Source organism: Vibrio sp. 1151_11 (assembly GCF_029478525.1).
Classification (GTDB): domain Bacteria; phylum Pseudomonadota; class Gammaproteobacteria; order Enterobacterales; family Vibrionaceae; genus Vibrio; species Vibrio anguillarum.
In genome coordinates, this window is the sequence record NZ_SHMN01000004.1 from 100,292 (window position 1) to 124,668 (window position 24,377).

Annotated in this window: 22 protein-coding genes; 18 read left to right on the plus strand and 4 right to left on the minus strand. The window is 40.8% G+C overall.

The window, feature by feature from the left end:
- The first annotated feature begins 52 nt into the window (after positions 1 to 52).
- The 18 genes from EXZ60_RS04800 (at position 53) to EXZ60_RS04885 (ending at position 19,552) form a co-directional block, all read left to right on the plus strand.
- On the plus strand, positions 53 to 688 hold the full coding sequence (locus EXZ60_RS04800) for a hypothetical protein (protein WP_277435377.1): 636 nt from the start codon (positions 53 to 55) through the stop codon (positions 686 to 688).
- Positions 666 to 2,126 (plus strand): oligosaccharide flippase family protein, encoded by a 1,461-nt coding sequence (locus tag EXZ60_RS04805; RefSeq protein ID WP_277435378.1) that lies wholly within the window; start codon positions 666 to 668, stop codon positions 2,124 to 2,126. Before EXZ60_RS04800 ends, EXZ60_RS04805 begins: the two co-directional genes overlap by 23 nt.
- Complete coding sequence (locus EXZ60_RS04810; protein ID WP_277435379.1) at positions 2,116 to 3,267, plus strand: glycosyltransferase family 2 protein; 1,152 nt, start codon at positions 2,116 to 2,118, stop codon at positions 3,265 to 3,267. The genes EXZ60_RS04805 and EXZ60_RS04810 overlap by 11 nt, the downstream gene beginning before the upstream one ends.
- Before the next feature lie 140 nt (positions 3,268 to 3,407).
- Positions 3,408 to 4,316 (plus strand): class I SAM-dependent methyltransferase, encoded by a 909-nt coding sequence (locus EXZ60_RS04815; protein WP_277435380.1) that lies wholly within the window; start codon positions 3,408 to 3,410, stop codon positions 4,314 to 4,316.
- 10 nt (positions 4,317 to 4,326) lie between these two features.
- Entirely contained in the window at positions 4,327 to 5,430 is a 1,104-nt protein-coding gene (locus tag EXZ60_RS04820) for a glycosyltransferase (protein ID WP_277435420.1), read from the plus strand.
- A gap of 1 nt (position 5,431) precedes the next feature.
- Positions 5,432 to 6,469, plus strand: coding sequence for a polysaccharide biosynthesis protein (locus tag EXZ60_RS04825; protein WP_277435381.1), 1,038 nt, complete (start codon positions 5,432 to 5,434; stop codon positions 6,467 to 6,469).
- Positions 6,470 to 7,336, plus strand: a complete 867-nt coding sequence (locus EXZ60_RS04830) for an SDR family oxidoreductase (protein ID WP_277435382.1) — start codon at positions 6,470 to 6,472, stop codon at positions 7,334 to 7,336.
- Positions 7,333 to 8,463, plus strand: coding sequence for a UDP-N-acetylglucosamine 2-epimerase (non-hydrolyzing) (gene wecB, locus EXZ60_RS04835; protein ID WP_277435383.1), 1,131 nt, complete (start codon positions 7,333 to 7,335; stop codon positions 8,461 to 8,463). Before EXZ60_RS04830 ends, wecB begins: the two co-directional genes overlap by 4 nt.
- A complete protein-coding gene (locus tag EXZ60_RS04840; protein WP_277435384.1) occupies positions 8,463 to 9,656 on the plus strand; it encodes a glycosyltransferase family 4 protein in 1,194 nt (397 codons plus the stop codon). Before wecB ends, EXZ60_RS04840 begins: the two co-directional genes overlap by 1 nt.
- Before the next feature lie 31 nt (positions 9,657 to 9,687).
- Positions 9,688 to 10,062: a GtrA family protein gene (locus tag EXZ60_RS04845; RefSeq protein WP_277435385.1), complete on the plus strand. Its 375-nt coding sequence runs from the start codon at positions 9,688 to 9,690 to the stop codon at positions 10,060 to 10,062.
- A gap of 4 nt (positions 10,063 to 10,066) precedes the next feature.
- Positions 10,067 to 11,329: a sugar nucleotide-binding protein gene (locus EXZ60_RS04850; RefSeq protein ID WP_277435386.1), complete on the plus strand. Its 1,263-nt coding sequence runs from the start codon at positions 10,067 to 10,069 to the stop codon at positions 11,327 to 11,329.
- Complete coding sequence (locus EXZ60_RS04855; protein WP_277435387.1) at positions 11,319 to 12,893, plus strand: GMC oxidoreductase; 1,575 nt, start codon at positions 11,319 to 11,321, stop codon at positions 12,891 to 12,893. The genes EXZ60_RS04850 and EXZ60_RS04855 overlap by 11 nt, the downstream gene beginning before the upstream one ends.
- A 56-nt stretch (positions 12,894 to 12,949) precedes the next feature.
- On the plus strand, positions 12,950 to 13,657 hold the full coding sequence (locus tag EXZ60_RS04860; protein WP_277435388.1) for a glycosyltransferase family 2 protein: 708 nt from the start codon (positions 12,950 to 12,952) through the stop codon (positions 13,655 to 13,657).
- Positions 13,654 to 14,004, plus strand: coding sequence for a DUF2304 family protein (locus EXZ60_RS04865; protein WP_000972858.1), 351 nt, complete (start codon positions 13,654 to 13,656; stop codon positions 14,002 to 14,004). Before EXZ60_RS04860 ends, EXZ60_RS04865 begins: the two co-directional genes overlap by 4 nt.
- Positions 13,994 to 15,493 (plus strand): hypothetical protein, encoded by a 1,500-nt coding sequence (locus EXZ60_RS04870; RefSeq protein ID WP_277435389.1) that lies wholly within the window; start codon positions 13,994 to 13,996, stop codon positions 15,491 to 15,493. Before EXZ60_RS04865 ends, EXZ60_RS04870 begins: the two co-directional genes overlap by 11 nt.
- A gap of 523 nt (positions 15,494 to 16,016) precedes the next feature.
- Positions 16,017 to 16,976, plus strand: a complete 960-nt coding sequence (locus EXZ60_RS04875) for an SDR family oxidoreductase (RefSeq protein ID WP_017045890.1) — start codon at positions 16,017 to 16,019, stop codon at positions 16,974 to 16,976.
- Complete coding sequence (locus EXZ60_RS04880) at positions 16,973 to 17,521, plus strand: sugar transferase (protein WP_017045889.1); 549 nt, start codon at positions 16,973 to 16,975, stop codon at positions 17,519 to 17,521. Before EXZ60_RS04875 ends, EXZ60_RS04880 begins: the two co-directional genes overlap by 4 nt.
- An 81-nt stretch (positions 17,522 to 17,602) precedes the next feature.
- Positions 17,603 to 19,552 (plus strand): nucleoside-diphosphate sugar epimerase/dehydratase, encoded by a 1,950-nt coding sequence (locus EXZ60_RS04885; protein ID WP_017045888.1) that lies wholly within the window; start codon positions 17,603 to 17,605, stop codon positions 19,550 to 19,552.
- Positions 19,553 to 19,605: 53 nt separating this feature from the next.
- On the opposite strand, the gene EXZ60_RS04890 is transcribed toward EXZ60_RS04885, so the two are convergent.
- The 4 genes from EXZ60_RS04890 to EXZ60_RS04905 all read right to left on the minus strand — a co-directional run bounded on the left by EXZ60_RS04890 (position 19,606) and on the right by EXZ60_RS04905 (position 24,339).
- Complete coding sequence (locus EXZ60_RS04890; RefSeq protein WP_277435390.1) at positions 19,606 to 20,334, minus strand: serine protease; 729 nt, start codon at positions 20,332 to 20,334, stop codon at positions 19,606 to 19,608.
- A 248-nt stretch (positions 20,335 to 20,582) separates the two neighbouring features.
- Positions 20,583 to 22,793, minus strand: a complete 2,211-nt coding sequence (locus tag EXZ60_RS04895; protein ID WP_277435391.1) for a YjbH domain-containing protein — start codon at positions 22,791 to 22,793, stop codon at positions 20,583 to 20,585.
- The gene (locus tag EXZ60_RS04900) at positions 22,790 to 23,644 is read right to left on the minus strand and encodes a capsule biosynthesis GfcC family protein (RefSeq protein ID WP_277435392.1); all 855 of its coding nucleotides are present in this window, start codon (positions 23,642 to 23,644) and stop codon (positions 22,790 to 22,792) included. Before EXZ60_RS04900 ends, EXZ60_RS04895 begins: the two co-directional genes overlap by 4 nt.
- Positions 23,641 to 24,339, minus strand: a complete 699-nt coding sequence (locus tag EXZ60_RS04905) for a YjbF family lipoprotein (protein ID WP_277435393.1) — start codon at positions 24,337 to 24,339, stop codon at positions 23,641 to 23,643. The genes EXZ60_RS04900 and EXZ60_RS04905 overlap by 4 nt, the downstream gene beginning before the upstream one ends.
- Positions 24,340 to 24,377 lie beyond the last annotated feature (38 nt).

Sequence of the window (24,377 nt, forward strand, 5' to 3'; positions counted from 1 at the left end):
CTTAATACTACTGGTTGCTACGATAATTTCTGGATACTTAGGATATAAATTCATGCCAGAAAAACAAGATACTACAGTTTATGAGGGTTACTTATTCATTACGCCAACTTATGATGGATATGGTAATTTTAGAAACCCAAAACCGCCATTAGATCAGCTTACTAAAAATCTCACCGAAGATATAGTTTTTGCTAAGGGTTTAGTTGAGTTAATAAAAGATGAACGTCCAGAATTATTAATGATTGAGGATTCAGTTACTCTTTATCATAAAATCAAAGAGATGATTGACATAAAGCGGGTCGGAACAGGTATTTATATGGTAAAAGTAGTCGGTGACTTAAATTTATATAGGGATTCGATGGATCTTTTCAAAGAAAATATTGAAAGAATATATCGTAAAACAACGTTAGAATATGTTGATGGATTCAGAGATCCTAAAAGTACTTGTTATTACTTCGATAGACTTTGTTCCAACCTTCTTGAACCCTACCTAGAGTTAATATCGATTGTTGAAAATCGTGGATTATACCAAGAATCTAAGTATATGACTGTCTATTATGCAAATAATAATAAAGTCAGATACGGACTATTTTCTTTATTTATGCTAAGTGGATTTTCTATAGTCTATATATCGACATTATATCGTCGTCTTTTTGGTGATTTGGATGAATCGAGAGTTACTAGCTAATATACTTGGAAAATGTTTGTCAGCATTGATGATGTTGGTCTCACTTCCTTTTCTAATTGATGCTATTGGACCAAAGGGGTATGCGCTTGTAGGACTTTTTACAGCAATGCAATCTGTTCTCATGCTTCTTGATGGGGGGATAAGTGCAGCTTATACAAAAAATATCTCAAACTCTTACTCGCGCGGAGATATCTTACTGACAGGTTCGTTTGTAAGGCAGTGTTTCATCACTTTTTTGAAGGTATCCTTTCTGCTTTTTTTCGTTTCGCTATTCCTCTTTACTTATTTCGCTAATTCACACGGTGATAGCCTAAGTAAAATAAATATCATGATGTCGGCATCTCTGTCATTGATATTTTTACAAATATATTATCAGGCTACTTTGTGTGGAACAGGGCATCAAGTAAAATTCAATAAACTATATATTGCGTTCAGTATAATGCGATACCCATTAGCAACTTTTGTTGTTCTATATTTTAGTCTTAATGTTTTCGCATACTTCTTAATATTTCTTATCGCTAATGTTATTTACACTATCGCATTGCAATTAGTGGTAAAAAATAAATTTTGTCATTATCAATCTCAATATAATGATATTTTTGAAATCAACGAGCATGATAATTTAGAAAACAAGAGCTTTAAAAATAAGATGTTGTTTCTCGTCATAATGTCTTCTCTGTGTTTCCAAAGTGATAAGTTAATTCTGGCAAAATTTGTATCGAGTGAAACTCTTGGTTATTACTCTTTAGCGTTCACTATCGCAAGTTTTCCTATGATCTTCACTTCTGCATTTTATTATTACCTTTTCCCTAAATTGGTGGAGCTCAAATCCTCCAACCAAATGCATCGTTATCAAGCAGAAATAACTAAGAATTCATTGATCATGATGATCGGCGTTACATCGGTTTGCATTTACGCTGCAGCATATTCAAAATATGTTCTCTTACTATTTTTTGGCAATGAGGTTTTAGCAACAGAGGTATCGGGAGTATTAAGGTACTTAATTTTAGGCAGTCTGATTCAAGGTGTTTTAATGATCCCTTATTGTGCACAAATTGCATTTGGTAGAATTTCATATCTGGTGAAGGTCAATGTTTTTTTGGGTATAATTATGATTATTGCTCAGACTTATTCAGCGTCATATTTAACGCCGATAGACGTGGCGAAATGTTGGTTTGCTTATAATGTTATTATATTATTACTTATATTTATTAATCTTGAAAATGTTACAGCAATAGAGAATAAATTTAAATGGATAGCATTTAGTATGCTTATACCTATATTTATATGTATGTTAACTCTTCTGCTTGCTAATTTTTTACTGAAATCATTATCGAATATTAATGAACTTTTGATTATTATCCCAATCGGAATGATGTCATTACTATTAATAACCACTTATGCTTTTTATATGATGAGACATATAGATGAAAAATGAGTATTTGTTATCGATTGTTATTGCAACTCATAACCGACAGAAATATGCAGTTCATTCGATAGAGTCAATTCTAGCGTACACTCACGAAAATGTTGAAGTTGTCGTGAGTGATACCAGTGAATCTGACTCGTTAAAATCGTTGTTAGAAAAATATAGCCATATATCTCGGCTGAAATATACGCATCACACCCAACGTCTATCGATGACAGAAAACTACAATTTCGCTGTAGAATCCTCAATGGGTGAGTATGTATGTTTGATTGGGGATGATGACAGTGTTTGTCCTGAAATAGAGCGAGTGATTGAATTAATGAAAGAACGCGAGGTTAGCGTTCTCTCTCCGCGAATCATTGCGACTTACTCTTGGCCAGACTTTATTACTAAAGTCTGGGGCGACAAACATGCAGGAAAATTGTATATCGATAAATTTAGTGGTGATTGGAAGAGATGCGACAGTAAGAAAAAACTCCAGCAAGCACTGAGGAATGCCTGTCAAGGTACTGATGAACTACCGAAGCTATATCACGGAATAGTACAGAAAACATTGTTGGAAAAAATTAAAGAAAAGAACGGTAACTACTTTTTAGGAATCAGTCCTGACATATCTATTGCTATTTCATTAGCTGCGCAAACGGACGAATATTATACTCTCGATTATCCAGTAACTATTCCTGGCGCTTCTGGAGGTAGTAATACAGGACGAAGTGCGCTGAACAAGCACAAAGGCTCTCTCGATGACGACGAACATATCAAGCCATTTAAGGATATTAAATGGGACGAGCGTATACCTCGTTTCTTCTCTGTTGAGACGACTTGGTCTCAGGCAGCAATTGAGACTCTTCATATATACAATCTCGCAGACAAATTTAACTTTGCGAGATTGATTTCTCTGTGTCAGACAAATCATGCTGAATACGGTAACAAAATTGCCATCGCGAAAAGAAATTGTGAAGAATTAGGCGTTTCAATCAGCTTATCGTCTCTCATAATGGAAAAAGTGAAGTTAAAACTTAACCGATTGAAAAACATCCTGATTAGGCTCAAAAATCCTACGCCGAGCGGTGGTAAGTCCGTGATCGCAAACTGCGAAAATATCAATGAAGCAGTAGATAAATACGTTGAGTTTATGAATGCCAAGTAACGCTTCAACGCAAGAGTTATTTATCAGTAGCAGTGTTAATCAATTTAATTGTTAAAACGATCGTTGAAAAATAATTGAGCCTTTTCATTTTTATAAGGAATATGGAAGGAGTGAGAGTCTTAGATGAAACGGAGAACCTCTTGAAAAACGAGAATATATGTCTTTTTTGTTCGAGTGAGACGAAAAAAATTTTGCCAGGAAGGCCAGACTATGAATGTGCTCTATCTATTAAGTTTGATTATGTTCAGTGCTTAAACCCAAACTGCGGCCACGTTTCTGCCAAAGTGCCTGAAAAATTTGATTTATCGACACTTTACGGTGAGTATTCAACGCATAGAGAAACAACACCACAGAATTTGTCAATATTGACGCATTTGATCCCCAAAGAAATGTGCCATTTCGATTCCGATTGGGAAACGCTGTTTACTGGCCAAGATTTGGCATCCACGTCAGTGCTCGATTTTGGTTGTGGTAACGGTAATTTTCTTCGCAAACTGAAAGCTTTTGGCATTGGGAATGTCTACGGATATGACTTTGACAGCAAAGCGATGGAAGTTGCTAAAAATGCAGGATGTGAAGTACTTCCATCACTTGCTACAGACGCTAAATTTGACGTGATTTTTCTCAATCATGTTATTGAGCATGTCTCAGAACCACTCAAAGAACTGGAACGTCTCAAGTTACTGCTCAATGAAGAAGGTATTATTTATGCGAGTACACCCAACACCGGCTCTTTGACCCGTAAAGTATTTAAGGATAACTGGCGTGGTTGGGAAACACCAAGACACGTTAATGTTTTTTGCGTTCACAGCGCCTGCAAGCTGATAGAGCTTTCATCATTCTCTTCTTCAAAGAGTCAAGTGATGACGAAAAACAGTATGTTTCTTGGCATCTATAACGAGTCATTTGTTGGGCAGTTTTGGGCTACTGGACTAGGAAAAGTGGTTAGATGGTCAATGTTGGTTCCGTTTTCTTGGGGGGCATACCTGATAGCCATGTTCAGCAAAAAGTGTGGTGAAGAAGTGGTGATGGTTTTTCGCCAAGAATAAATTTAATGTGATGAAAAAAAAAGCAATAGCGATTTCGGCCACTAGCCTGATTGGTGGTGGCGGGCTGACAATACTAAATCAACTTATTGAATGCAGCGATAGCCAACATGACTATTATCTGTTCATTAATGATGAGATCAAAAATGTCCGCGACAAAGAAAATTTTCATGTTACTCGCGTAAAGCGTCAATCTTCTTTTCAGAGAATTATTTGGGATTGGAAGGGGCTGCGTGCAACGCTAAAGGCAAAGAATATCGATCCTGATGCTGTGGTTTCACTACAGAATACCTCGGTATATTTTCCTAATAAGCCTAAGATAGTATATCTCCATCAAGGGGTTCCATTGAGTGACATGAAGTGGTCGTTTTTCTCCAAAAGAGAAAGAGGTCTGGCATTCTATAAGTACGTCTATCCATTTTTCATCTTGCTGTACAACGACAAGCACACGCGTTTTGTCGTTCAGACAAACTGGATGAAAGAGGCGTTAGTCAATAAGTTTTCTCTTCGTAATGAAGCTACATACGTACTAAAGCCAGATGTGAATTTGTCGGTGAAAAACGGCCATGAGCCAAAAGACGAGAGAATTAAGCATCGAGTGTCGCTGTTCTACCCTGCAACGCCTGAGCCGTTTAAAGACCATGAGGTTGTGTTAAGGGCACTCCACGAACTGATGCAGCATCATGACATTTCGCAGATTGGCTTCTATTTAACCATGGCCAGAGGAGAATCACTCTATCTAGACAGCTTGATAGACGCCTTAGGTCTGGCGAGCAATGTGGTGTATCTGGGTAAATTGAGCTTTTTAGATGTACAAAAATTTTACATACAAGCATCTGCAATGGTATATCCGAGTAAAATTGAAAGCTTTGGCTTACCCCTGCTTGAAGCTGCGAGCAACGGGCAACCAATTATAAGTGCTGACACCAGCTTTTCGCGTGAAATACTAGAACGTTACGAAGGGGTAATATTTGTCTCCGACTCTGAGTTACTTTGGTCTCAGGCGATTCAAAGGTTGTTAGAGTCCGATCTGACAACCTTTAAAAAATTCGAACCCAATTTTGATTCCGGCTGGAATGACTTTTTTAAATTATTAAATAATATGTGTGAGGTATAGCGTGTTTAAAGATAAAACGTTACTAATTACAGGCGGAACTGGTTCGTTCGGAAACGCTGTTCTAAATAGATTCCTCGATAGCGATATTAAAGAAATCCGCATTCTAAGTCGCGATGAAAAGAAACAGGATGACATGCGTAAAAAATTTAATAATAATAAACTTAAGTTTTATATCGCTGATGTTCGTGACTACAATAGCTTGTTGAGTGCAACTCGTGGCGTTGATTATATCTACCATGCTGCCGCGTTAAAGCAAGTGCCGTCTTGTGAGTTTTACCCAATGGAAGCGGTAAAAACCAACGTTGTTGGTACTGAGAATCTTCTTGAAGCTGCGATCACAAACAATGTGAAGAGGGTTGTGTGTCTGAGCACAGATAAAGCTGTTTATCCGATTAATGCAATGGGTATATCAAAAGCTATGATGGAAAAGGTCATCGTTGCAAAGAGCCGCTCGTTGGAACATACCAACACGACTATTTGTTGTACGCGCTACGGAAACGTAATGGCGTCACGCGGTTCGGTGATCCCGCTATTTATGCGTCAGGTAGTGAATAAGCAACCTATTACTGTAACTGATCCAAATATGACCCGCTTCATGATGACGCTGGATGATGCAGTAGACCTCGTGATTCACGCGTTCCAGAACGGTGAAAACGGTGACATCTTTGTTCAGAAAGCACCCGCAGCAACAATTGACGTTTTGGTAAAAGCAATCCTAGAAATTATGGGTAAAGAAGATCATACCGTGAACGTGATTGGAACACGTCATGGTGAGAAACTGTATGAGGCACTTTGTAGCCGTGAAGAAATGTTTGTTGCTGAAGAGCAAGGTCGTTACTTTCGTGTTCCTTCTGACAACCGCGACTTGAATTACTCCAAGTACTTCGAGAATGGAGAAAAGGATTTGTCAGCAATCGAAGACTACAACTCTCACAATACCCAACTTCTGAATGTTGAAGAAATGAAAGAGCTACTGCGTAAACTGGATTTTATTCGTGAAATTGAAAGTGGCAATATTTTTGTGCCAGAGGGTGTATAAATGAAAGTACTCGTCATTGGTGCTTCGGGTATGCTGGGTTACAGCTTGTTCTCAAACCTTAGTGAAAATAAAAACTTGAATGTTTTTGGTACTGTTCGTGCAAATCAGTTAAGCGAACACTTCCAAGGTTATGAAACCAGTATCTTCACGGACATTGATGTTGATGATTTCAGCACAATCGAAAGCGTTATCAAGGGGCTGAAACCTCAGTTTGTTCTCAACTGTGTGGGTTTGATCAAGCAGCATGATGTCGCCAAAAACCATGTTGCGGCGATTTCTATTAACTCTCTATTACCCCATAAACTGGCAGCTCTATGTGATATGGTTTCTGCCAAACTTATCCATTTCTCAACCGACTGTGTTTTCACTGGTAAACAAGGTATGTATACCGAAGAAATTGCACCGGACTCGGTTGACCTATATGGGTTATCAAAGAAACTGGGTGAGGTGGAATACGGTAATCACTTGACATTGCGCACTTCAATTATTGGTCACGAACTGAATTCGAACTTGAGTTTGATTGACTGGTTTTTGTCTCAAGAAGGGCAAGTTAAAGGTTTCACGAAAGCTATTTTCTCGGGTTTGCCTACGTGTTATATCGCCAAATTGTTGTCCGAAAAAATCTTCGATAGTGATATCAATGGTCTATATCATTTGTCAGTTGATCCAATTGACAAATGCGCGCTACTAAAGTTGGTATCCAACGCCTATAAGAAATATATTGTGATCAACGCAGACGATACACTTAATATTGATCGTTCGTTGGATTCTACAAAGTTAAGGACTGAAATTGACTTTACACCTCCTTCCTGGGAAGAGCTTGTCGATTACATGCATGCAGACTTTGTCAAATGGTATAAAAAATGAAAAAGCTAAAAGTTGTTACATTTGTAGGTACCAGACCTGAAATTATTCGCTTGTCTCGCGTGATTGCGAAGCTGGATACGTACTTCGAGCATATCTTTGTTCATACAGGTCAGAATTATGACTATGAACTGAATCAGATTTTTTTTGATGATTTAGAAATTCGCGCACCAAATATGTTCTTAGAATGTGCCGGTGGCTCGGCAGCAGAAACTATATCTCAAGTGATCTGTAAGTCAGATGAATTGCTAACAGAAGTGAAACCCGATGCTGTGCTGATCTTAGGTGACACAAATAGCGCACTGTCAGCTATTTCCGCGAAGCGACACAAAATCCCGTTATTCCATATGGAAGCTGGTAACCGATGCTTTGATCAACGCGTACCTGAAGAGATCAACCGTAAAATTGTTGACCATATTTCTGATGTCAATATGCCGTATAGTGATATTGCGCGTGAATACTTGTTGGCAGAAGGGATTTCACCTGACTTTATCGTTAAGACGGGCAGTCCGATGGATGAGGTACTGGCGTTCTATAAAAACAAAATTGAGCAATCAACCATTACTGGGCAGCTGAACGTTTTGCCAAATAAATACTTTGTGGTGAGTGTGCACCGCGAAGAGAACGTAGATTCGGTTAATATCCATAAATTTGTTGAAGCCCTAAATGTGATCGGTGAGAAGTACGAACTACCAATTATTGTGTCTACGCACCCACGTACGCGCAAGAAAATTGATGCGCTGAATCTTGAGTTTCACAAAAACGTGCAACTTCTAAAGCCACTTGGTTTTTCTGACTATGTTAGGCTACAAAAGGACGCATTTATCGTTCTCAGTGATAGTGGAACCATCACAGAAGAAGCATCAATTTTGAATCTTGCGGCGGTCAACATTCGAGACGCTCAAGAAAGACCAGAAGGTTTTGAAGAAGGTGCAGTCATGTTCACGGGTATGAACGTCGATCGTATTATTCAAGCGATTAGCATCTTAGAAGACCAGAAAGCATCAGGTTCGAATCGATTAATCAATGTCGTCAAAGATTATGTTGCCCCTAACGTATCAGACAAAGTGGTTCGAACGATTTTGAGTTATACAGACTACATAAACCGTGTTGTCTGGAGGCGCTACTAGTGCGAATTGCTCTGTTCCCCGATGAATATTTGCCTGAAGGAACACGTGTTCACGCGAAAATGTTCAACGAGTTGGCGGTCGAATTGCAGTCCCAAGGACATGACGTTGTTGTTATTACTCCGGGAAAGTCTAATCAAGAGCGCGTTCTGGTTATTGACTATGTAAACAATGTTGAAGTGTGGCGTTTTCGAAGCGGTACACTTCGAGGTGTTGGCATGGTAAAGAGGGCGATTAATGAGTCGCTCTTATCTTTTCGGGCTTGGGTGGCCATCCGCAAAAAAGTTCAAGAAAACCCGTTCGAGCTCTGTATTAATTATTCTCCGACCATCTTTTTTGGGCCGTTAATGCACTGGATGAGGAAGAAGCACAATTCGCGAATCTATCTGATACTTAGAGATATGTTTCCTCAGTGGGCAATTGATGAGGGAATCATTCGAAAAGGGTCAATCGTCGCACGATATTTCCAGTGTTTTGAACGCTTAAATTATAAAGCGTCTCATAAGATTGGCTTGATGTCCGACGCTAATATAACTTACTTCAGTTCATTACATCCACAGTTTAAGAATCTCGAAGTGCTTCGAAATTGGTCAAATATGGAGTGCCATGGCATGTCATGTTCTCTGATTGATATTAGAAAACAAACCGAGACAGAGGATAAAGTCCTTTTCTTCTACGGTGGCAATATCGGCCATGCGCAAGATATGGCAAACCTGCTTCGTTTGGTTAGGAGTATGAAAGACGTTCCTTCTGCTCATTTTCTCTTTGTTGGGCAGGGTGATGAATTCGATCTGGTTCTTGAAAAGAAAGAAGAGTGGATGCTTGACAATTTGTCCGTTATGGGGGCTGTCAGTCAGGAAGTTTACGCCGATATTCTCACGCAGGTAGATGTAGGTCTGTTCTCATTAGCAAGAAGTCATAAAGCACATAATTTCCCAGGCAAACTGCTCGGATATAAAGCAAATAGACTCCCGATTTTAGGTAGTCTTAATCCCGACAATGACTTATCAATATACATCAACGACAATCAGTGTGGGTTTGCGTATATCAATGGGGAGGATGAATTACTCACAGAGGCAGCTAGAAAATTAACGGAAGATGCCAATCTGAGAGAGCAATTAGGTGAAAACGGACGTAAAACGCTTGAACAATACTTCTCCGTACGTTCTGCTATCAAAATTGTTGTTGATGAATAAGTGAGTGACAGTCTTTTCTGATAGATAAAAAATGAAATCATTAATCATCTACTTCTTTCTTCAAGGAGTGGTTTACTTGCTTGAGATGGGCATGTTTTTGCTGCTGACCATGGGCGTAAAGTTGGATGTTGTTCTCGCCAATGTTTCATCGAAGATCTTTGCCGCAGCAATGTCTTTTCTAGGGCATCGCTATGTAACCTTTAAAGACGCCGACCAAAACCACATATTGGCTCAAGTAATGAAATATATACTTGCTGTAATTACTAACTCAATGTTAGGCACAACACTGTTACTTGTGTTTGAATATTATTTTAGTACACATATATCTATACTCAAGTTCTGTTCTGATGTATTGATTATGATACTTAGCTTCTATGTGACAAAAAAGATTATATTTAAGGTATAACTGATTGAAAGTACTAATTACTGGTTCAACGGGGTACATCGGCAAATCGCTAATCAATGCGCTGACGAAAGATGGTGTAGACGTCATTGCCTGCTCTAGGAGCGGTGAACAAAGCTGCCAGAGGAGAGTAACTTCGTTGAAGTATAGTCTTGCAGACTATCAGAATTTCTATCTTCCAAAAGATGTAAATGCCGTCGTGCACCTTGCCGCAATCACCAAACTTGATAAAGAAGCAGATTTGTCAATAGAAACAGAAATATCTGCGGCAAAAAAACTCTACGAAGACACTATTTCGATGGGAGCTAAGTTTATCTTTTTCAGCAGCTTGTCAGCACAGAAATCCGTTCAAACCAAATATGCGAGAGTAAAGTTGGAGATTGAAAATTATCTTTCCTCTCTACCTAATGCTTATGTGTTGCGATTAGGCTTAGTGTATGGTGGTGAGCCGCAAGGTTTCTATCAAATGTTGCTTGGTTTGAGTGAAAAACTTCCACTGATACCCATATTTAAGCCGATACCGAAAATTCAAACGTCTTACATTGGGCAAGTTTGCACGAGTGTTAAAACGATTCTCGATGACAACCCAACAAAGCAGAAGCTAAATATAATAACCAATACGATGGCGTTTGACGATTTTCTTAGTCAAGCAGCCTTTTTTAAGCTAAATAAAAGTGTAGTATTTTTTTATATACCCAAACCGATAAGTTACCTTTTAAATGAAGTGATGAAATACTCCTCTTTGAAGCCATTTGGTTTGGATCGTTATCTAGCGCTGAGTTTTGGATATCAATTATTTGAATCAGATCTTTGCCAAGATGAACCTATACCAAGTATTTGTAGAAGCTGCAATGTCAATAGATACTTACTCATTCGAGAAGCCAAAGCGGTATTAAGTTATGTATACGGTCGCCCGCCATCGGCTAGCCTGATAAAACGTTATGTTCACGTCATTGAGACATTGTATGATGGTGTGCCTCTTTATTTGAAAGAGCGACTTATTTTTTCGCCAAGCCTCATTAAATATTACGATAACACCTTGTCACGACACCCAGAACTGTTTGACAGAATAGTGACTGCATCGATATTGATTGAGACGACTCCTGAAGGATTTAATGAGTTTGTAAACTGTCGAAATAGAACTGTTAGCAGTTCAATGAGAGATATTGTAATAACTCTTTTCAAAGAGGTGGTTGCCATAGTTACTGCGCCAATTTTTAAACTCTTATATGGTTTTCACCCGACGAGAGATAAAAAATATGATATATGATGTAATCATTATCGGAAGTGGTCCAGCAGGGACTTCAACTGCCTTTCCATTAATAGCAAGTGGAAAGAAAGTATTGATGCTGGATTGGGGGAATGATACTGCATTGAGCAGCCCAGCGGTACCTCACTATATAAGTCGTCTAAATGATAAGATGCAGTGGGAATGGATGCTGGGAAAAACCTATTTCTCCTTAAAAAATGCTGGTGCGGTATCACCTAAGTTTCGTGTACCAACACTATCACATGTGTTTAAAGATTTTAGTGAACAACTGAATACTCAGACAGAGAATTTTTTTGTTGCAGGCTCTATGGCGCTCGGTGGGCTGTCGACGGCGTGGGGGGCTGGTGTTGCTGCATTGGATTCAAGAAATCTGATCTATCACTTTGGGCACCACTATAGAGAAATGTATACATCTTACGCGACTGTTGCACATCGTATGGGTATCAGTGGGCGTTGTTCAGATGATATGAAGTATTATTTTGGTCTGGATAGCTGGTCTTCAGATCCCATCGAGATAGATCCTCTGGCTTCCTACATTAATAATAATTACAGAGTTAAGAATGCTGGAAGTAGTAGATTCAAACTAGGGCGCTCACGCATCGCTGTGCTCAATGAGCAAAGAGGTGATAGACAAAAGTGTGACAAGTCTGGAAACTGCCTTTGGGGGTGTGCTAAGAAAGCTATTTACTCAGCGAAATATGATCTTGATGCGTTGCTTCGCTCACCTAACTTTACCTTGATTAAAGATCGACGTGTAACGGATGTTGAGTCTCTACCAGAAGGGAGCGAAATACATGCCGTCGGAAGAGATGGGGTGTCATATTCTTACCGTACTTCAGCGGTATTTTTGGCCGCTGGGACTCTTTCAAGTACAAAAGTTCTTGTTCGATCGTTAAAAATTAAAAACAAGGAAATTGAAGTGCAAAGTTGCCCGGCAGCAGCATTTTTGCTTTTCATTCCTCGCTTTTTTGGTCGCAAAGTTGAAAGCAGTGAGTTTGGCCTGGGGCAACTTTCCTTCAATGTCAAAACGAAAAAGAAAGACAGTGCGTTTGGTTCAATATTAGGAACACAAGGCTTACCACTGTTTGAGTTTTCCCGATATGTGCCAATGGGACAGGCTAACGCACTTAAACTATTGAGCCGGTTAATGAACGCATGTGTCATAGGTAATGTGTTCCTACCAGGGTATTTTTCTAAATCAAAAATTATTGTTGATGAAAAAGGTAACATGAAAATTGAAGGGAAATATGATGAACGATACCAAGCTGCGGGTAAGGAAGTTAAAGGACTTTTAAGGAGTAATTTTTTAAAACTTGGTGCGATATTGTTTCCTTTCAGTTTTAAATTTACACAACCTGGCGCATGTATTCATTACGCATCGACATTTCCGATGAAAGAAAAACCCGTGTTGGGGCAATGTAAACTGTCAGGGGAAGTTATTGGGTTAGAAAATGTGTACTTGGTCGATGGTTCTTCTTTACCTAATCTCACAGAAAAGTCGCATACTCTTACGATTATGGCAAACGCAGATAGGATTGCCAGAGAATATTTAAAAATAGTGTAGCGCTAGTCAACGAAAGTAAACCTGTTTAGTTTGCTGTACATACTAGGAAATGAAAAATGAATTCAGATAGTACTCGCCGTTTTTCTGATGGAAGGCTGTGGGTTTTAATTGCTGCTTATAATGAAGCGAGTGTTATCAGTGATGTCATCAAAGATGTACTGCTTAACGTTACAAACAATGTGTTGGTAGTGAATGACGGCTCCAGTGACAATACGGCAGAGATAGCGAAAGCTGCGGGTGCTCAAGTGATTAGTCACTGTGATAATTTGGGTCAAGGTGCGGCATTGCAAACTGGGTTTAGCTATCTGAAAGGAATCGACTTTGATTATGTCGTCACGTTTGATGCTGATGGACAACACATGTACGAAGATATCTTCGTGATGGTGGAGGCGCTTGAGAAAGAGCAAGCGGATATTGCCTTGGGTAGTCGTTTTCTTGGTCGAGTAGAAAATATCTCGAAGAAAAAGCTGCTCACACTAAAAGCGGCGATAGCGTTTACGAATGCAACCAGTGGTGTAACGCTGACTGACTCGCATAATGGTCTGAGGTTGCTTACTGCGCGCGCAGTGAACGAAATTTCTATCACTCAACGTGGTATGGCGCATGCATCTGAAATCATCGATGAAATTTGCAATAAGAATCTAAAATGGTGCGAAGTACCAGTGACGATTAAATATACTGAGTATTCGGTGTCGAAAGGGCAGAAAATTTCAAATTCCATTTCCATAGTATTAGATTTGTTGATTAATAGGTTATATAAATGATGATTAAGTTAATACTAGCGGCTTTTCTATTAATCTTTTTCATCTATGCTATTCAGCAGAGAAAGAAATTCTTTTTTGTCTCGTTATTGATTTCTGTTTTTTCATTTTTTGGTGTCTTTCTGGTTATATTTCCAGAAGTGTCTAACTCGATCGCAAATGCCTTGGGTGTTGGTCGTGGGGCTGATCTTCTACTTTATTTCTTTGTTGTGGGTGGTGCCATAGTAGTATTTAATCTGCACTTGAAAAATCGTGCATTGCTAGATAAGCATACCAAGCTCGTTAGGCATATAGCGATACTAGAAAAGAAAATTGAAGATAAATTTTCGGCTGTTGAACATGAAAAATAAACCACTCTTTATTTTGAGTAACAGCTTGTTAAATGTGCTGCTAAAGAAAGAGTCAAGTAACGTTGCAAGAATAATTAAAATTGGGCTACCTTGTTTTTTAGCGTTTTACTTCGTCGTACAGCATTTTTATCCAGGGGCGATGTCTCCAGATTCGATAAATATTCTCACTCAGGCTAGAACAGACAATATTTCTGACTCATTTCCCATTTTTAATGTGTACCTTTGGAAGTTCTTAGATCAATATGTTGTTGAAGGACCTGCTGGTATGTTGGTCTTGAACATGCTTCTTTACTATGCTGGTCTGTTTATGGCTTGCTACTCTCTGGCAAAAACCTATTCAAGGCTGAGTTCTCTAGTTTGTATGCTGTTTGGTTTTTTCCCACCAATTATTGGAATATTGGGCGCTGTTTGGTCCGACATCACACTCACCTCCTTGCTTATGTTTTTACTTGGTTTGTCAGTGATTACTGGTTTCGGAGCGGAACGTGACACATTAAGCAAACCAGTCAAATATTTTGTTGCGATCATAGGACTGGTTATCGCGTTTGCGGCCGTGTCGACTCGCCATAATGCAGCGGCAGCGGTGATCCCTATGGTTTTTCTACTATTCTCCTCGCTGATGCCAAACCTGACAAAAGGTAATGCGATCTCGCTTGTGCGTTTTGGCCGTTTATTGGCCGTATTTTTGCTTGCGGTTATGGCCACAGTGGGTTTCTTTGCAGCTTCGAAATATCTCAACAACGCATATACGGTCGAGAAGAAGAACTTCTGGAGAGTAACCGTATTGTATGATTTGACTGGTATCAGTTGTAGAACAAAAAAGGATTATCTTTCTGAAATCCTAGAATCTGGACAGGGAATGGACAATATCTGCGCATTGTACACACCAAACTCATATATTCCGCTTGTTTTTGGCGAGCAAATCCATGAACTCGATGCAAAAAGACGTTTCAAAGGAGTACCTCTCAAAATACGCGATGGCGATGATGACATAAATGAATATTTGTTAAAATACTGGATGAGTGTGATTATTGATAATCCTATTGCGTATTTTAAGCACCGAGCAGATTTCTTTCTTGCACTTACAACTAGGTCTTTTGGAGCGTTATGGGCTCCTGTTTTCGACGCAATCTATTCAAACGAGTTAGGAGTTGCTGCGAGAGATAAGGTCGACTCGACAGTGTTCGAGGAAGTAAGGTCGTTGTCTCTCAACTCCATAATTTTCTTGCCTATAGTTTATGCGCTACTAGCATTAGTAGTGTTTGGCATTAGTTTTGTTGTTATCCTGAAACAAAATAGCCTTAGCAATAGGATACTTTCAACGTTCGCCTTAGCTGTTTCCTTATCAGGATTACTCCACCTTCTTGGCGTATCCGTTTTTGCCGTATCATCTGATTTTCGGTATTCGCATTGGTTGATCGTGTCTTCGCTCATGTCTGTCGCATTACTATTGTTCTCTTTTATCGAAAACGAAAGCAATTATAAGTAACGTGTAAAGAATTGCCTGAAGATATTCAATGTCTCATCAGAGAGTGATAAAGATTGGCAAAAATGTCAGAATGGGTAGTTTGCTGGTAACCGACTATCGATCGCTATATTTATTTTAGGGGGTAGAACAGAATGCCCTTGACTTAAATATAGCATTTGAGGATCTTACTGGTAGTGTATTATGCTATATATTGTTGATGCTTTAGTTTTTTCTGTTGGCTTAATTGCCAGTTTTTTGGACGTTTAACACACAACAACGTTATGATCTCGGCTTAAGCATTGTTATTGATCCTACTGTTTCAGTTATTTGTTTAACTATAAGTGTATGATTATCAGTCTATAGTTTTATTGAGGGCTGTCCGCAACACAGGGCATCAAACTGTTCGGTTTGAAGACTTTCAAGAAAAATTCAACCTTTCAGTTAACAGACGTTAAAGGCACTTAAAACTTTTATAAGTAAAATCAGTCGCTGCGAATATGTATTGCGGTACTCGTTTTGCAACCGTTTCAAATCAGGAGGAAGATTGAAACTTTTAGTTACAGGCAGCTCAGGCTTTGTTGGCAGTGCTTTTGTTGAATTTGCTGAGAGCCGAGGTGATGTATGCATTAAGCAAAGACGTTCATTAAGTGGTGAAAGCGATAACACTATTTTCCTTGCAGATCTATCCAGTTCAACTGACTGGTCACTAGCCTTAAAAGGTGTCGAATGTGTTGTGCATTGTGCGGCGATCGTACATCAAATGAAAGGCGTATCGGAAATTGATATATATCGTCGAGCAAATACAGAAGGGACGCTTGTGTTAGCTCGTCAAGCGGCAGAAGCCGGTGTAAAACGCTTTGTGTTTGTGAGTTCAATCAAAGTTAACGGCGAGACTACTGATAGTGGGTCACCGTTTAAGTCTGATGTTTTAGCTGCGCCTTCTGATCCTTATGGTTTAAGTAAGTTTGAAGCAGAGCAACACTTACGATTGCTTTCACAGGAAACCGGGTTGGAAGTGGTTATCATTAGGCCTACTTTAGTTTATGGACCTGGAGTAAAAGCAAATTTTGCGTCATTAATGAATCTGGTCTCTAAAGGCGTTCCTCTGCCATTTGCTTGCATTACTCAAAATAAACGTAGTTTCGTATCGGTTACAAATCTTGTTGATTTAATCATCACCTGTATTGATCATCCTAAAGCGGCTAATCAGACATTTCTTGTTTCGGATGACTGTGATGTATCGACTTCTCAAATGATCCGTGAAATGGCAAGGGCGCTAGATAAGCCTAGATGGCAACTGCCAGTACCTATCTGGTGCTACAAGTTAGTCGGTAAATTATTTAATAAATCAAATGTCGTGGATAGGTTGATAGGTTCATTGCAGGTTGATATCTCTCATACTAAAGAAATCTTAGGTTGGACACCTCCCCAAACGTTAGAGGAAGGCTTTAAAAAAACGGCAGAAGCCTTTCTTCAGTCAAAAAAGAACAGTGGTAAAATATGATTCGTCTTTTAGATTTCCTAGCTGCCTTCTTTGGCTTGCTATTTTTGTGGCCAGTCTTATTGATTGTTATCATTATTGGTTTGTTTGACACCGGCTCTCCAGTTTTTGTGCAAGAACGTGTGGGGCGTAATAAAAAGCCATTCAAGTTGATTAAGTTTCGTACTATGTCGGTAGAAACCAAGTCTGTAGCAAGCCACTTAGCGAGTAATACATCGATTACAAAACTTGGCGCTTTTCTTCGTAAAACTAAAATCGATGAGTTGCCACAGTTGATCAATGTTCTAAAAGGTGAAATGAGCTTAGTGGGCCCACGTCCTAACTTGTTTAATCAAGAGGAATTGATTAAAGAACGTGATGCGTTAGGAGTATATGATGTTCTACCAGGTATCACTGGCCTTGCGCAAGTGCAGAATATCGATATGTCTACACCACGGTTATTGGCAAAAATAGACAAACAAATGATTGATTCGCTTACCATTAAAGATTACTTCAAATACATCATTATGACTGCAATGGGGAGTGGTAGCGGTGATGCTGTAAAGTAGGGCAGTTTTCAATTTATCTACAACAGACTTTTAAAATTAACGCCAGTATAATACTGGCGTTGGTTTATATAGAGAAATAATATGGCTAGGCTGAACTTTATCTGGAACTTATCGCGGGTTAATAAGCGCATTATCAGCGTCATTATTGACCTTCTTTTTATCGTCTTCTCTTTTTATGCCGCTTATTGGGTAAGAATTGGTGAAATTGCTTTGATCAAATCACCAACGGTTCCTTACCTTCTGGGTTGTGTTGCTATCATCACCATCCTTTCTTTCACACGGCTTGGGCTCTACCGTGCGGTATTGCGTTATCTTACTTTTCATGCGTTAGCGGTGGTCAGTATTGGCACGGTGATTTCAGCGGCTTCTGTAGCTGTTCTTGCATTTTATTTTAGTGCGCCTATTCCGCGTTCTTTACCCATTATTTACGGAACCTTTCTCTGCCTTTTGTGTGGGGGCTCACGGCTTATTGTTCGTGTGCTCGTTGCTCAACTTAATGGTCAAGGAAACAAGCCAGTGCTGATTTATGGGGCGGGCTCAGCGGGAAGGCAGCTTGCACTAGCGCTCAGAAATTCGGAAACTCATAAAGTAGTAGGGTTTATTGATGAAGATAAAACCCTTGAAAACACCGTGATTATGGGGTTGTGTGTACATAATGTTGGTCATGCAGATAGGCTAGTTGCTAAACATAATGTAAAGCAGATACTACTTGCAGTACCAAGTGCTTCACGTGCTCGAAGAAAGAAAATACTGGAGTCCCTGGTTCACCTTTCAGCGGAAGTACTTACCGTACCAGATATGAAAGATATTGTTGAAGGTAAGGCGAGTATTGATGAGCTAAAAGACGTTGCGATTGAGGACTTACTTGGGCGAGATCCGGTTACACCACAGCGCTCGTTAATGGAAGCAAACATTAAAGATAAAGTCGTTATGGTCACCGGGGCTGGGGGCTCGATTGGCTCAGAGCTGTGTCGACAAATTATCCTCAGCCAGCCGAAAAAGTTGATTCTTTTTGAGCTTTCTGAATTTGCGCTATACCAAATTGATCGAGAGCTTAGTCAACTTATTGTCCGCAAAAAACTAAATATTGAAATCGTACCTCTGCTTGGTTCTGTTCAGCGTATTAATCGTTTATCAATGGTGATGAAAAGCTTTAGCATTCAAACCATTTACCATGCCGCCGCCTATAAGCATGTTCCTTTGGTTGAGTTCAATGTCGTTGAAGGGGTAAGAAACAATGTGTTTGGTACTTACTACACCGCAAAAGCTGCAGTAGAAGCTCAAGTTGAGTCTTTTGTACTTATCTCTACAGACAAAGCGGTTAGGCCGACTAATGTAATGGGTACGACTAAGCGTATGGCTGAATTAGGTTTACAAGCTTTGGCAGAGCAAGAAAATGAGAAGCCTAAAGGTACCCGTTTTTGTATGGTGCGTTTTGGTAATGTGTTGGGTTCTTCTGGTTCCGTGGTGCCACTGTTTAAAAAACAGATAGCAACAGGCGGCCCTTTAACTGTTACTGATCCTGAAATAACGCGTTATTTTATGACTATTCCAGAAGCCGCACAGTTAGTGATCCAAGCAGGAGCGATGGGCAAAGGTGGTGATGTCTTCGTTCTCGATATGGGGGAATCTGTGCGTATTTCAGATCTTGCCAAAAATCTTATTCAGCTTTCTGGGTTGGAAGTGAAAGACGAATCTAACCCATACGGTGATATTGAAATTAGTTATACAGGCCTACGCCCTGGAGAGAAGCTGTATGAAGAGCTTTTGATTGGTGACAATGTTGAGAATACGGCGCATGAGCGAATTATGACTGCGACAGAAGTAAACTTACCGTTACCTCAATATATGCATCTTTTGGAAGAACTCGACATCGCTTGCCATAACTTTGACCACGAGCGGATCCGTGAGCTGCTGCTTGAAGCACCGACAGGTTTTACCCCTAGTGATGGTATTTGTGATTTGGTGTGGAAAAAATTGGCTAAATCTGAAGAGAAGAAGACTGAAAACAGAATAAGCGATGAAGCCTAGAAAATATAGCCGAACAGATAATCTCTATCGGCTATCTATTCTGCTTATTGAGTTTACTGCTGCCGCGCTAACCTTGTTTCGTTCGTTTCTACATTTGGCCATTGATATTCTCCGTGGTGGTAAGTGTTCACTTGTGCTTTCAACCACGGTTGGATGAAATTGATCGAAACAAAAATGCTTAAGCGTTCGATATCTAATTCTTCTCCGTTCACAAGCCTCGTATCTGCTTTATTGGCAATAGCCGCTAATATACCGACCAATTCGCCTTGTGCATTGAATGCACCACCGCCACTCATGCCCGAACGTATTGGGGCATCTGTAATGCTGGCTGGGCATTGGCTGAAGTAACGGCTATTGACGAAGTTTAAGTCCAAATGGTACGTCCCTTTTCCCATCACCACATCACCACTGCCACTCACACCAAACGCCTCTATTTTTTCTCCTTGATAAACTAGCCCTAATTCTGGAAGTACAACATGTTGGTTGTCTGACTCGATCAAAGCCACATCACAAGTGGGATGGTAAGCCACCACTTTGGCATAATTCATTTTTGCCACATGAGCTGCAGTTAAGCTTAAATTTGGAGTTAAGGGCACACTCGATCCGTAACCAAAATACAGCAATGGAATACCGGTGAATTCATAATTAATCGCTGGGGGATTTTGCGCTTTCATGGTTCGCCCGTTAGAGCCTGCGCAACCCACTAAAATGAAAGCAAGTACTAACATTGAGTAACGAGATAACCGACAGAAATGAGATCCGATAACAGGCTGAAGGAACATAAGAACCTCCTATTCAAAGCCAACAATACCGAGATCTTGATGCGCATCTAGATCAAATGTGTTTACCTAATAAAGTATAGATGCAATGGATTACATTGCCATGTGTCACATAAAAAATAGTTATAGTGGGTGTTTTAATCAATAGTGGGTTAGCTGTTTCTTGTTGAAAAGTAGGGATATTCTTTAGGTAGGCATTAAAAAGAGAGCCCATAAATGAGCTCTCTTTTTATTAGTAACGATAGTCTAAGCTAGTTGCTTGAGATAGGGCGACCATACCAAGGGGAGCGTGCATCCGTCATATCGTACAAGCGATATTGTCGGTTCAGCATTTGCCCACCATCACGTTGAATCGGTAACCAAGATACGGTCACGCGCTGTGTACTCGGCCGAATGGTCATCAAGTCCATAGGAATTGAAACATAAAATCCCTTGGTAAAACTGCCTTCACCAAACTCTTCTGCAGAAAGGTTCGTTTTAGAAATAAACGCACCGGCAATCACACCACTATCAAACTGTTTAGAAAAATCGACCGACATACCGATATCGTCGGTTAAGTAACGCCCCGCACTGACCTTAAGTAACGTATTGTCGATCAATGACCAAAACTTAGGCTGCCAATAGAGCGTTGCATGGCCTGTTACTGTGCCAGTTTGTACTCGATAGTTTCGACCCGTTTGTGGATCAGAATGCACTTCTTCTTTATACAGACCGAAAGCGGTGTCAGGGTCGCGCTGTTTTACATAGTTTCCGTCAATCCCAACCGCCCAATTTTTGCCTAATGGACGATAGAGTATTTCGCCGCCGACACCAGCAAACATGGTTTCGAGATACCCTGCGTAGCTTTGACCAAACCAACTTTGGCCGAAAGTATCAAAGTAGGTTAGTTGCAGGCTATCAAGGCGAACGGCATCTTCATAATATTGTCGAGACAAGGTACGAACCCGTTTCAAATCAGTACCATCTGGCGGTACGGTGTACTTGTATTTGTCGTAGTTATCGGCAAGGTTGCCATAAAGGCTGCCAGAGAGTAGCCAATGATCTCGTGTTTGTACGCTAGCATTAGCACTAACACCAAGCGCGTATAAATAAAAGTCTTCAGAGCCACCAAAAGACTGCTGCAACACAGGCGCTAAACCAAATTGCCACGCATCATACTGCTGCGCTTTTACTTCGCCATTGATCGCGACAGGGTTACCACGCGCACTGGCATCGGTGATGTGAGCGTTAGGGTAATCACGGTCAGCAACGCGGGCAAACGCATTCGCTTTTATTCTGGTTTCAGTGAGAGGCTGATTATTGGCCGTCTCGATGATGCGATACGTCTGTGCATCAATGCCTTGATTCGCCAGCAGCAATGCGGCGCGTTCATGCGCTTCTTTGCGATCGCGATACTTATATTGTTCAGCTTCAATCGTGAGGGTGGCATCATCTTGGTACAAAGTCGCTTGTTTATAACCAGCGATTACATCAAGGTCATGAAGCAGCGTTTGCCATTCAGCATCGTCTAACTCATGTGATTTCGTTTGCGGAGCATAACTGGGTTTGGGTTCATCAACCCACACCGGTTGCATGGTCGCCAAGTTCGTACCCAAGGTAATGCCTGCGGTAAAGGTATTACCGCGTTCATAGCTAAGGCGTAAATCGGCCCAATCAGCAAGAGCGTATACCACACCAAAGTTCCACGGTGTTGAAACGGGCATTACTGCATCACCACGGGTGACGGGAAAATCACTGCGGTAATCATTGCCATCGTATTCCACTTTTAGACGCAGTGGTTGCCAAGGTGTTTGGTATTCAACCCCACCAAACAGCGACGTACAACCCGTGAACATCCGTCCAATATCAAATTGGCCGCCTTTACCACTGTAACTACCATCGCGACCGCAATCTGGTGTTGAGGATTTATCACCCGTTAAGTTCGCGTTGTTACCCAAATAACCCCAGCCAACGCCGAGTGTGACATCCAATGGACCAAAACGTTTACTGGCTGCAATGAATTCGCCATCAAACAAACCTGTACCGCCAACATCACGTAACCCTACCGACACTTCCGGCAGCCAATATCCCTCTTCTAGCAAACGCAGTTTGGCATCAATCGATTTATCAGTGTATTTCGTATCACCGCTAAAGCTGGTATCGCCGCTGTAAAGTAGCTCATGCACTTGCGTGTAACGAATCGTCGCTTCTAGCCATGGGAAGAGTTGGAGTGAACTGACGTAATGAATGTAATCATCGTTGTTTGTGACGCTTAAACTGAATTGACCTTCTGGCATCATGCGGGCACTGGGCATCTGTATTAAGCCTGTACCACCAAAATCAGTTTGAGAATGCACCAGCGTCGGGTAGCTGAATTCGTCAGCTTGGCTCGGTAACGCCAAACTAAGTGCAATGCAGCACGCCATACAAGTGACGCGAGGTGGTTGAATCGTCGAAGACGAAAGATAACTCAGTTTCATCATGGCAATTGATTTCGCAGCAGTTCAACGACAATGTCGTTCACATTGTGTAGTGAATATTGAGGATAAAGTGACGTCGTTTCGATAGGGAAAGGCACGTAAAGTGTCGCTCCGGGCGCGATATCTTGAAAGTCGTGATTCCAATAGGCGATATCATGCAGTGAGGCGTGACCATCGGGTTGAATCACCCATACTTGCGAGATATCCGCCTCAGCAAGGCCTGCCGAGCGAACATAATGACCTGCATCGGTGCGTGGTTTCCAAGCCATGTCACCAGCTTGTTTAACATTCCCCAAAACTGATACTGTGGTGGGTAACGTATTGAGTGACAGCAGCCATTGACCTTGTAATTTCGGGTTCTGACTGGTAGTGATGCGCGTGATGTCGGGATCAAGCGGAGTAAAAATACGCTGTGCAAAAGCATTCGCACGTAGCTGCTCTTTCAGCTGACGCCAGCGCTTTTTGTGAGTCGATGCGGCCAAACTTTCTTGATGGGTGATCGCAAGCAGAACCTGCTGCTTTTTTTGATACGGGCTGGTCACATCAAACAAGGCGCTGCTTAGCCAATCGATATCGGCAGGTAACTGCGCACTGGCATTCAGCGCATTGATGACTAACTCATCCACTCTTGGTACCGATGCAAAAGAGAGGGAGAGGGCAGGTTTCTCTGCGCTTCTCACTTCAACCACACTAGCTGGTGCACTATAGGCAGCCGGTGATAGTGCGCATAATACGCCCAGCAGAAAATGCTTCATTAATGTGGGTTTTATTAATGTAGGTTTTGGCACTGGTGCGCTCAGTAACGTGCGTTTTTCTAGCCAAACGTAGCGTATTAAGTTAGGCCATAGAATCATGACTTATTCGCTCCTGAGAAAGGTTTAGCAACAATCAGTTCAAAGCGCGCCATGCCGGGAGCTGGCGTTTGTTCGCTAACGACGACTTCGCCACTGCTTGGCTCAAGCCAATAGTGATTCGTGTAATGTTGGTCAATCGCTAAAATCGTCACATTTTCCACCACATGTAATAAATTTCTAGCGCCCTGTGGCAATAGCTTTTGCTCCTCACCTTGAACAACAAAGCGAGATTGAGCGTGATATTGGGTGTGATAGCCCGGCTGCCAGCTGATCTCATATTCCCAGTAGCGCGGGGTGCTGGAATCATGCAAACCAATCGCTAGAGGATCAGGCTGCTGCGATCGAATATTGGATAAATTCGCATCCAGCAAATTCACGGTTTTAGTGATTCGCCCTGCCGAGGTAACGATCATCTCATGATTTGCGGATAAATATTTTAAAGCCAGCGGGTTGGATTGAAATTGGCGAGAATCTTTTTCGGCCCAAGCTAATATCATTAATGCTTGAGGGTTATCCCCTTGCTTTACATAAATACTAGCGTAGGGCAACTCATTAATTTTATTTTGCGAGATACTTAATGATTCAGGACCAAATAGAGCAAGATTTAAGGAATCAGTAAAATATTGAGTGTTTTGTGTACAGCCTGTAATTAAAAAAGCGCAACAAATAAATAACGAGTGAATAGCAAACTTCATAATAGGGGCTTAATAATAAAAATTCGTCATTTGAATAT

What these genes read in the sequence shown, in the direction of transcription:
- EXZ60_RS04880 (WP_017045889.1), top strand. Translation starts at nt 16,973, where the DNA reads ATGATTCGTCTTTTAGATTTCCTAGCTGCCTTCTTTGGCTTGCTATTT.
- EXZ60_RS04820 (WP_277435420.1), top strand. Translation starts at nt 4,327, where the DNA reads ATGAAAAAAAAAGCAATAGCGATTTCGGCCACTAGCCTGATTGGTGGT.
- EXZ60_RS04870 (WP_277435389.1), top strand. Translation starts at nt 13,994, where the DNA reads ATGAAAAATAAACCACTCTTTATTTTGAGTAACAGCTTGTTAAATGTG.
- EXZ60_RS04805 (WP_277435378.1), top strand. Translation starts at nt 666, where the DNA reads ATGAATCGAGAGTTACTAGCTAATATACTTGGAAAATGTTTGTCAGCA.
- EXZ60_RS04860 (WP_277435388.1), top strand. Translation starts at nt 12,950, where the DNA reads ATGAATTCAGATAGTACTCGCCGTTTTTCTGATGGAAGGCTGTGGGTT.
- EXZ60_RS04845 (WP_277435385.1), top strand. Translation starts at nt 9,688, where the DNA reads ATGAAATCATTAATCATCTACTTCTTTCTTCAAGGAGTGGTTTACTTG.
- wecB (WP_277435383.1), top strand. Translation starts at nt 7,333, where the DNA reads ATGAAAAAGCTAAAAGTTGTTACATTTGTAGGTACCAGACCTGAAATT.
- EXZ60_RS04830 (WP_277435382.1), top strand. Translation starts at nt 6,470, where the DNA reads ATGAAAGTACTCGTCATTGGTGCTTCGGGTATGCTGGGTTACAGCTTG.
- EXZ60_RS04890 (WP_277435390.1), bottom strand. Translation starts at nt 20,334, where the DNA reads ATGTTCCTTCAGCCTGTTATCGGATCTCATTTCTGTCGGTTATCTCGT.
- EXZ60_RS04855 (WP_277435387.1), top strand. Translation starts at nt 11,319, where the DNA reads ATGATATATGATGTAATCATTATCGGAAGTGGTCCAGCAGGGACTTCA.
- EXZ60_RS04810 (WP_277435379.1), top strand. Translation starts at nt 2,116, where the DNA reads ATGAAAAATGAGTATTTGTTATCGATTGTTATTGCAACTCATAACCGA.
- EXZ60_RS04865 (WP_000972858.1), top strand. Translation starts at nt 13,654, where the DNA reads ATGATGATTAAGTTAATACTAGCGGCTTTTCTATTAATCTTTTTCATC.
- EXZ60_RS04900 (WP_277435392.1), bottom strand. Translation starts at nt 23,644, where the DNA reads ATGATTCTATGGCCTAACTTAATACGCTACGTTTGGCTAGAAAAACGC.
- EXZ60_RS04905 (WP_277435393.1), bottom strand. Translation starts at nt 24,339, where the DNA reads ATGAAGTTTGCTATTCACTCGTTATTTATTTGTTGCGCTTTTTTAATT.
- EXZ60_RS04800 (WP_277435377.1), top strand. Translation starts at nt 53, where the DNA reads ATGCCAGAAAAACAAGATACTACAGTTTATGAGGGTTACTTATTCATT.
- EXZ60_RS04885 (WP_017045888.1), top strand. Translation starts at nt 17,603, where the DNA reads ATGGCTAGGCTGAACTTTATCTGGAACTTATCGCGGGTTAATAAGCGC.
- EXZ60_RS04895 (WP_277435391.1), bottom strand. Translation starts at nt 22,793, where the DNA reads ATGATGAAACTGAGTTATCTTTCGTCTTCGACGATTCAACCACCTCGC.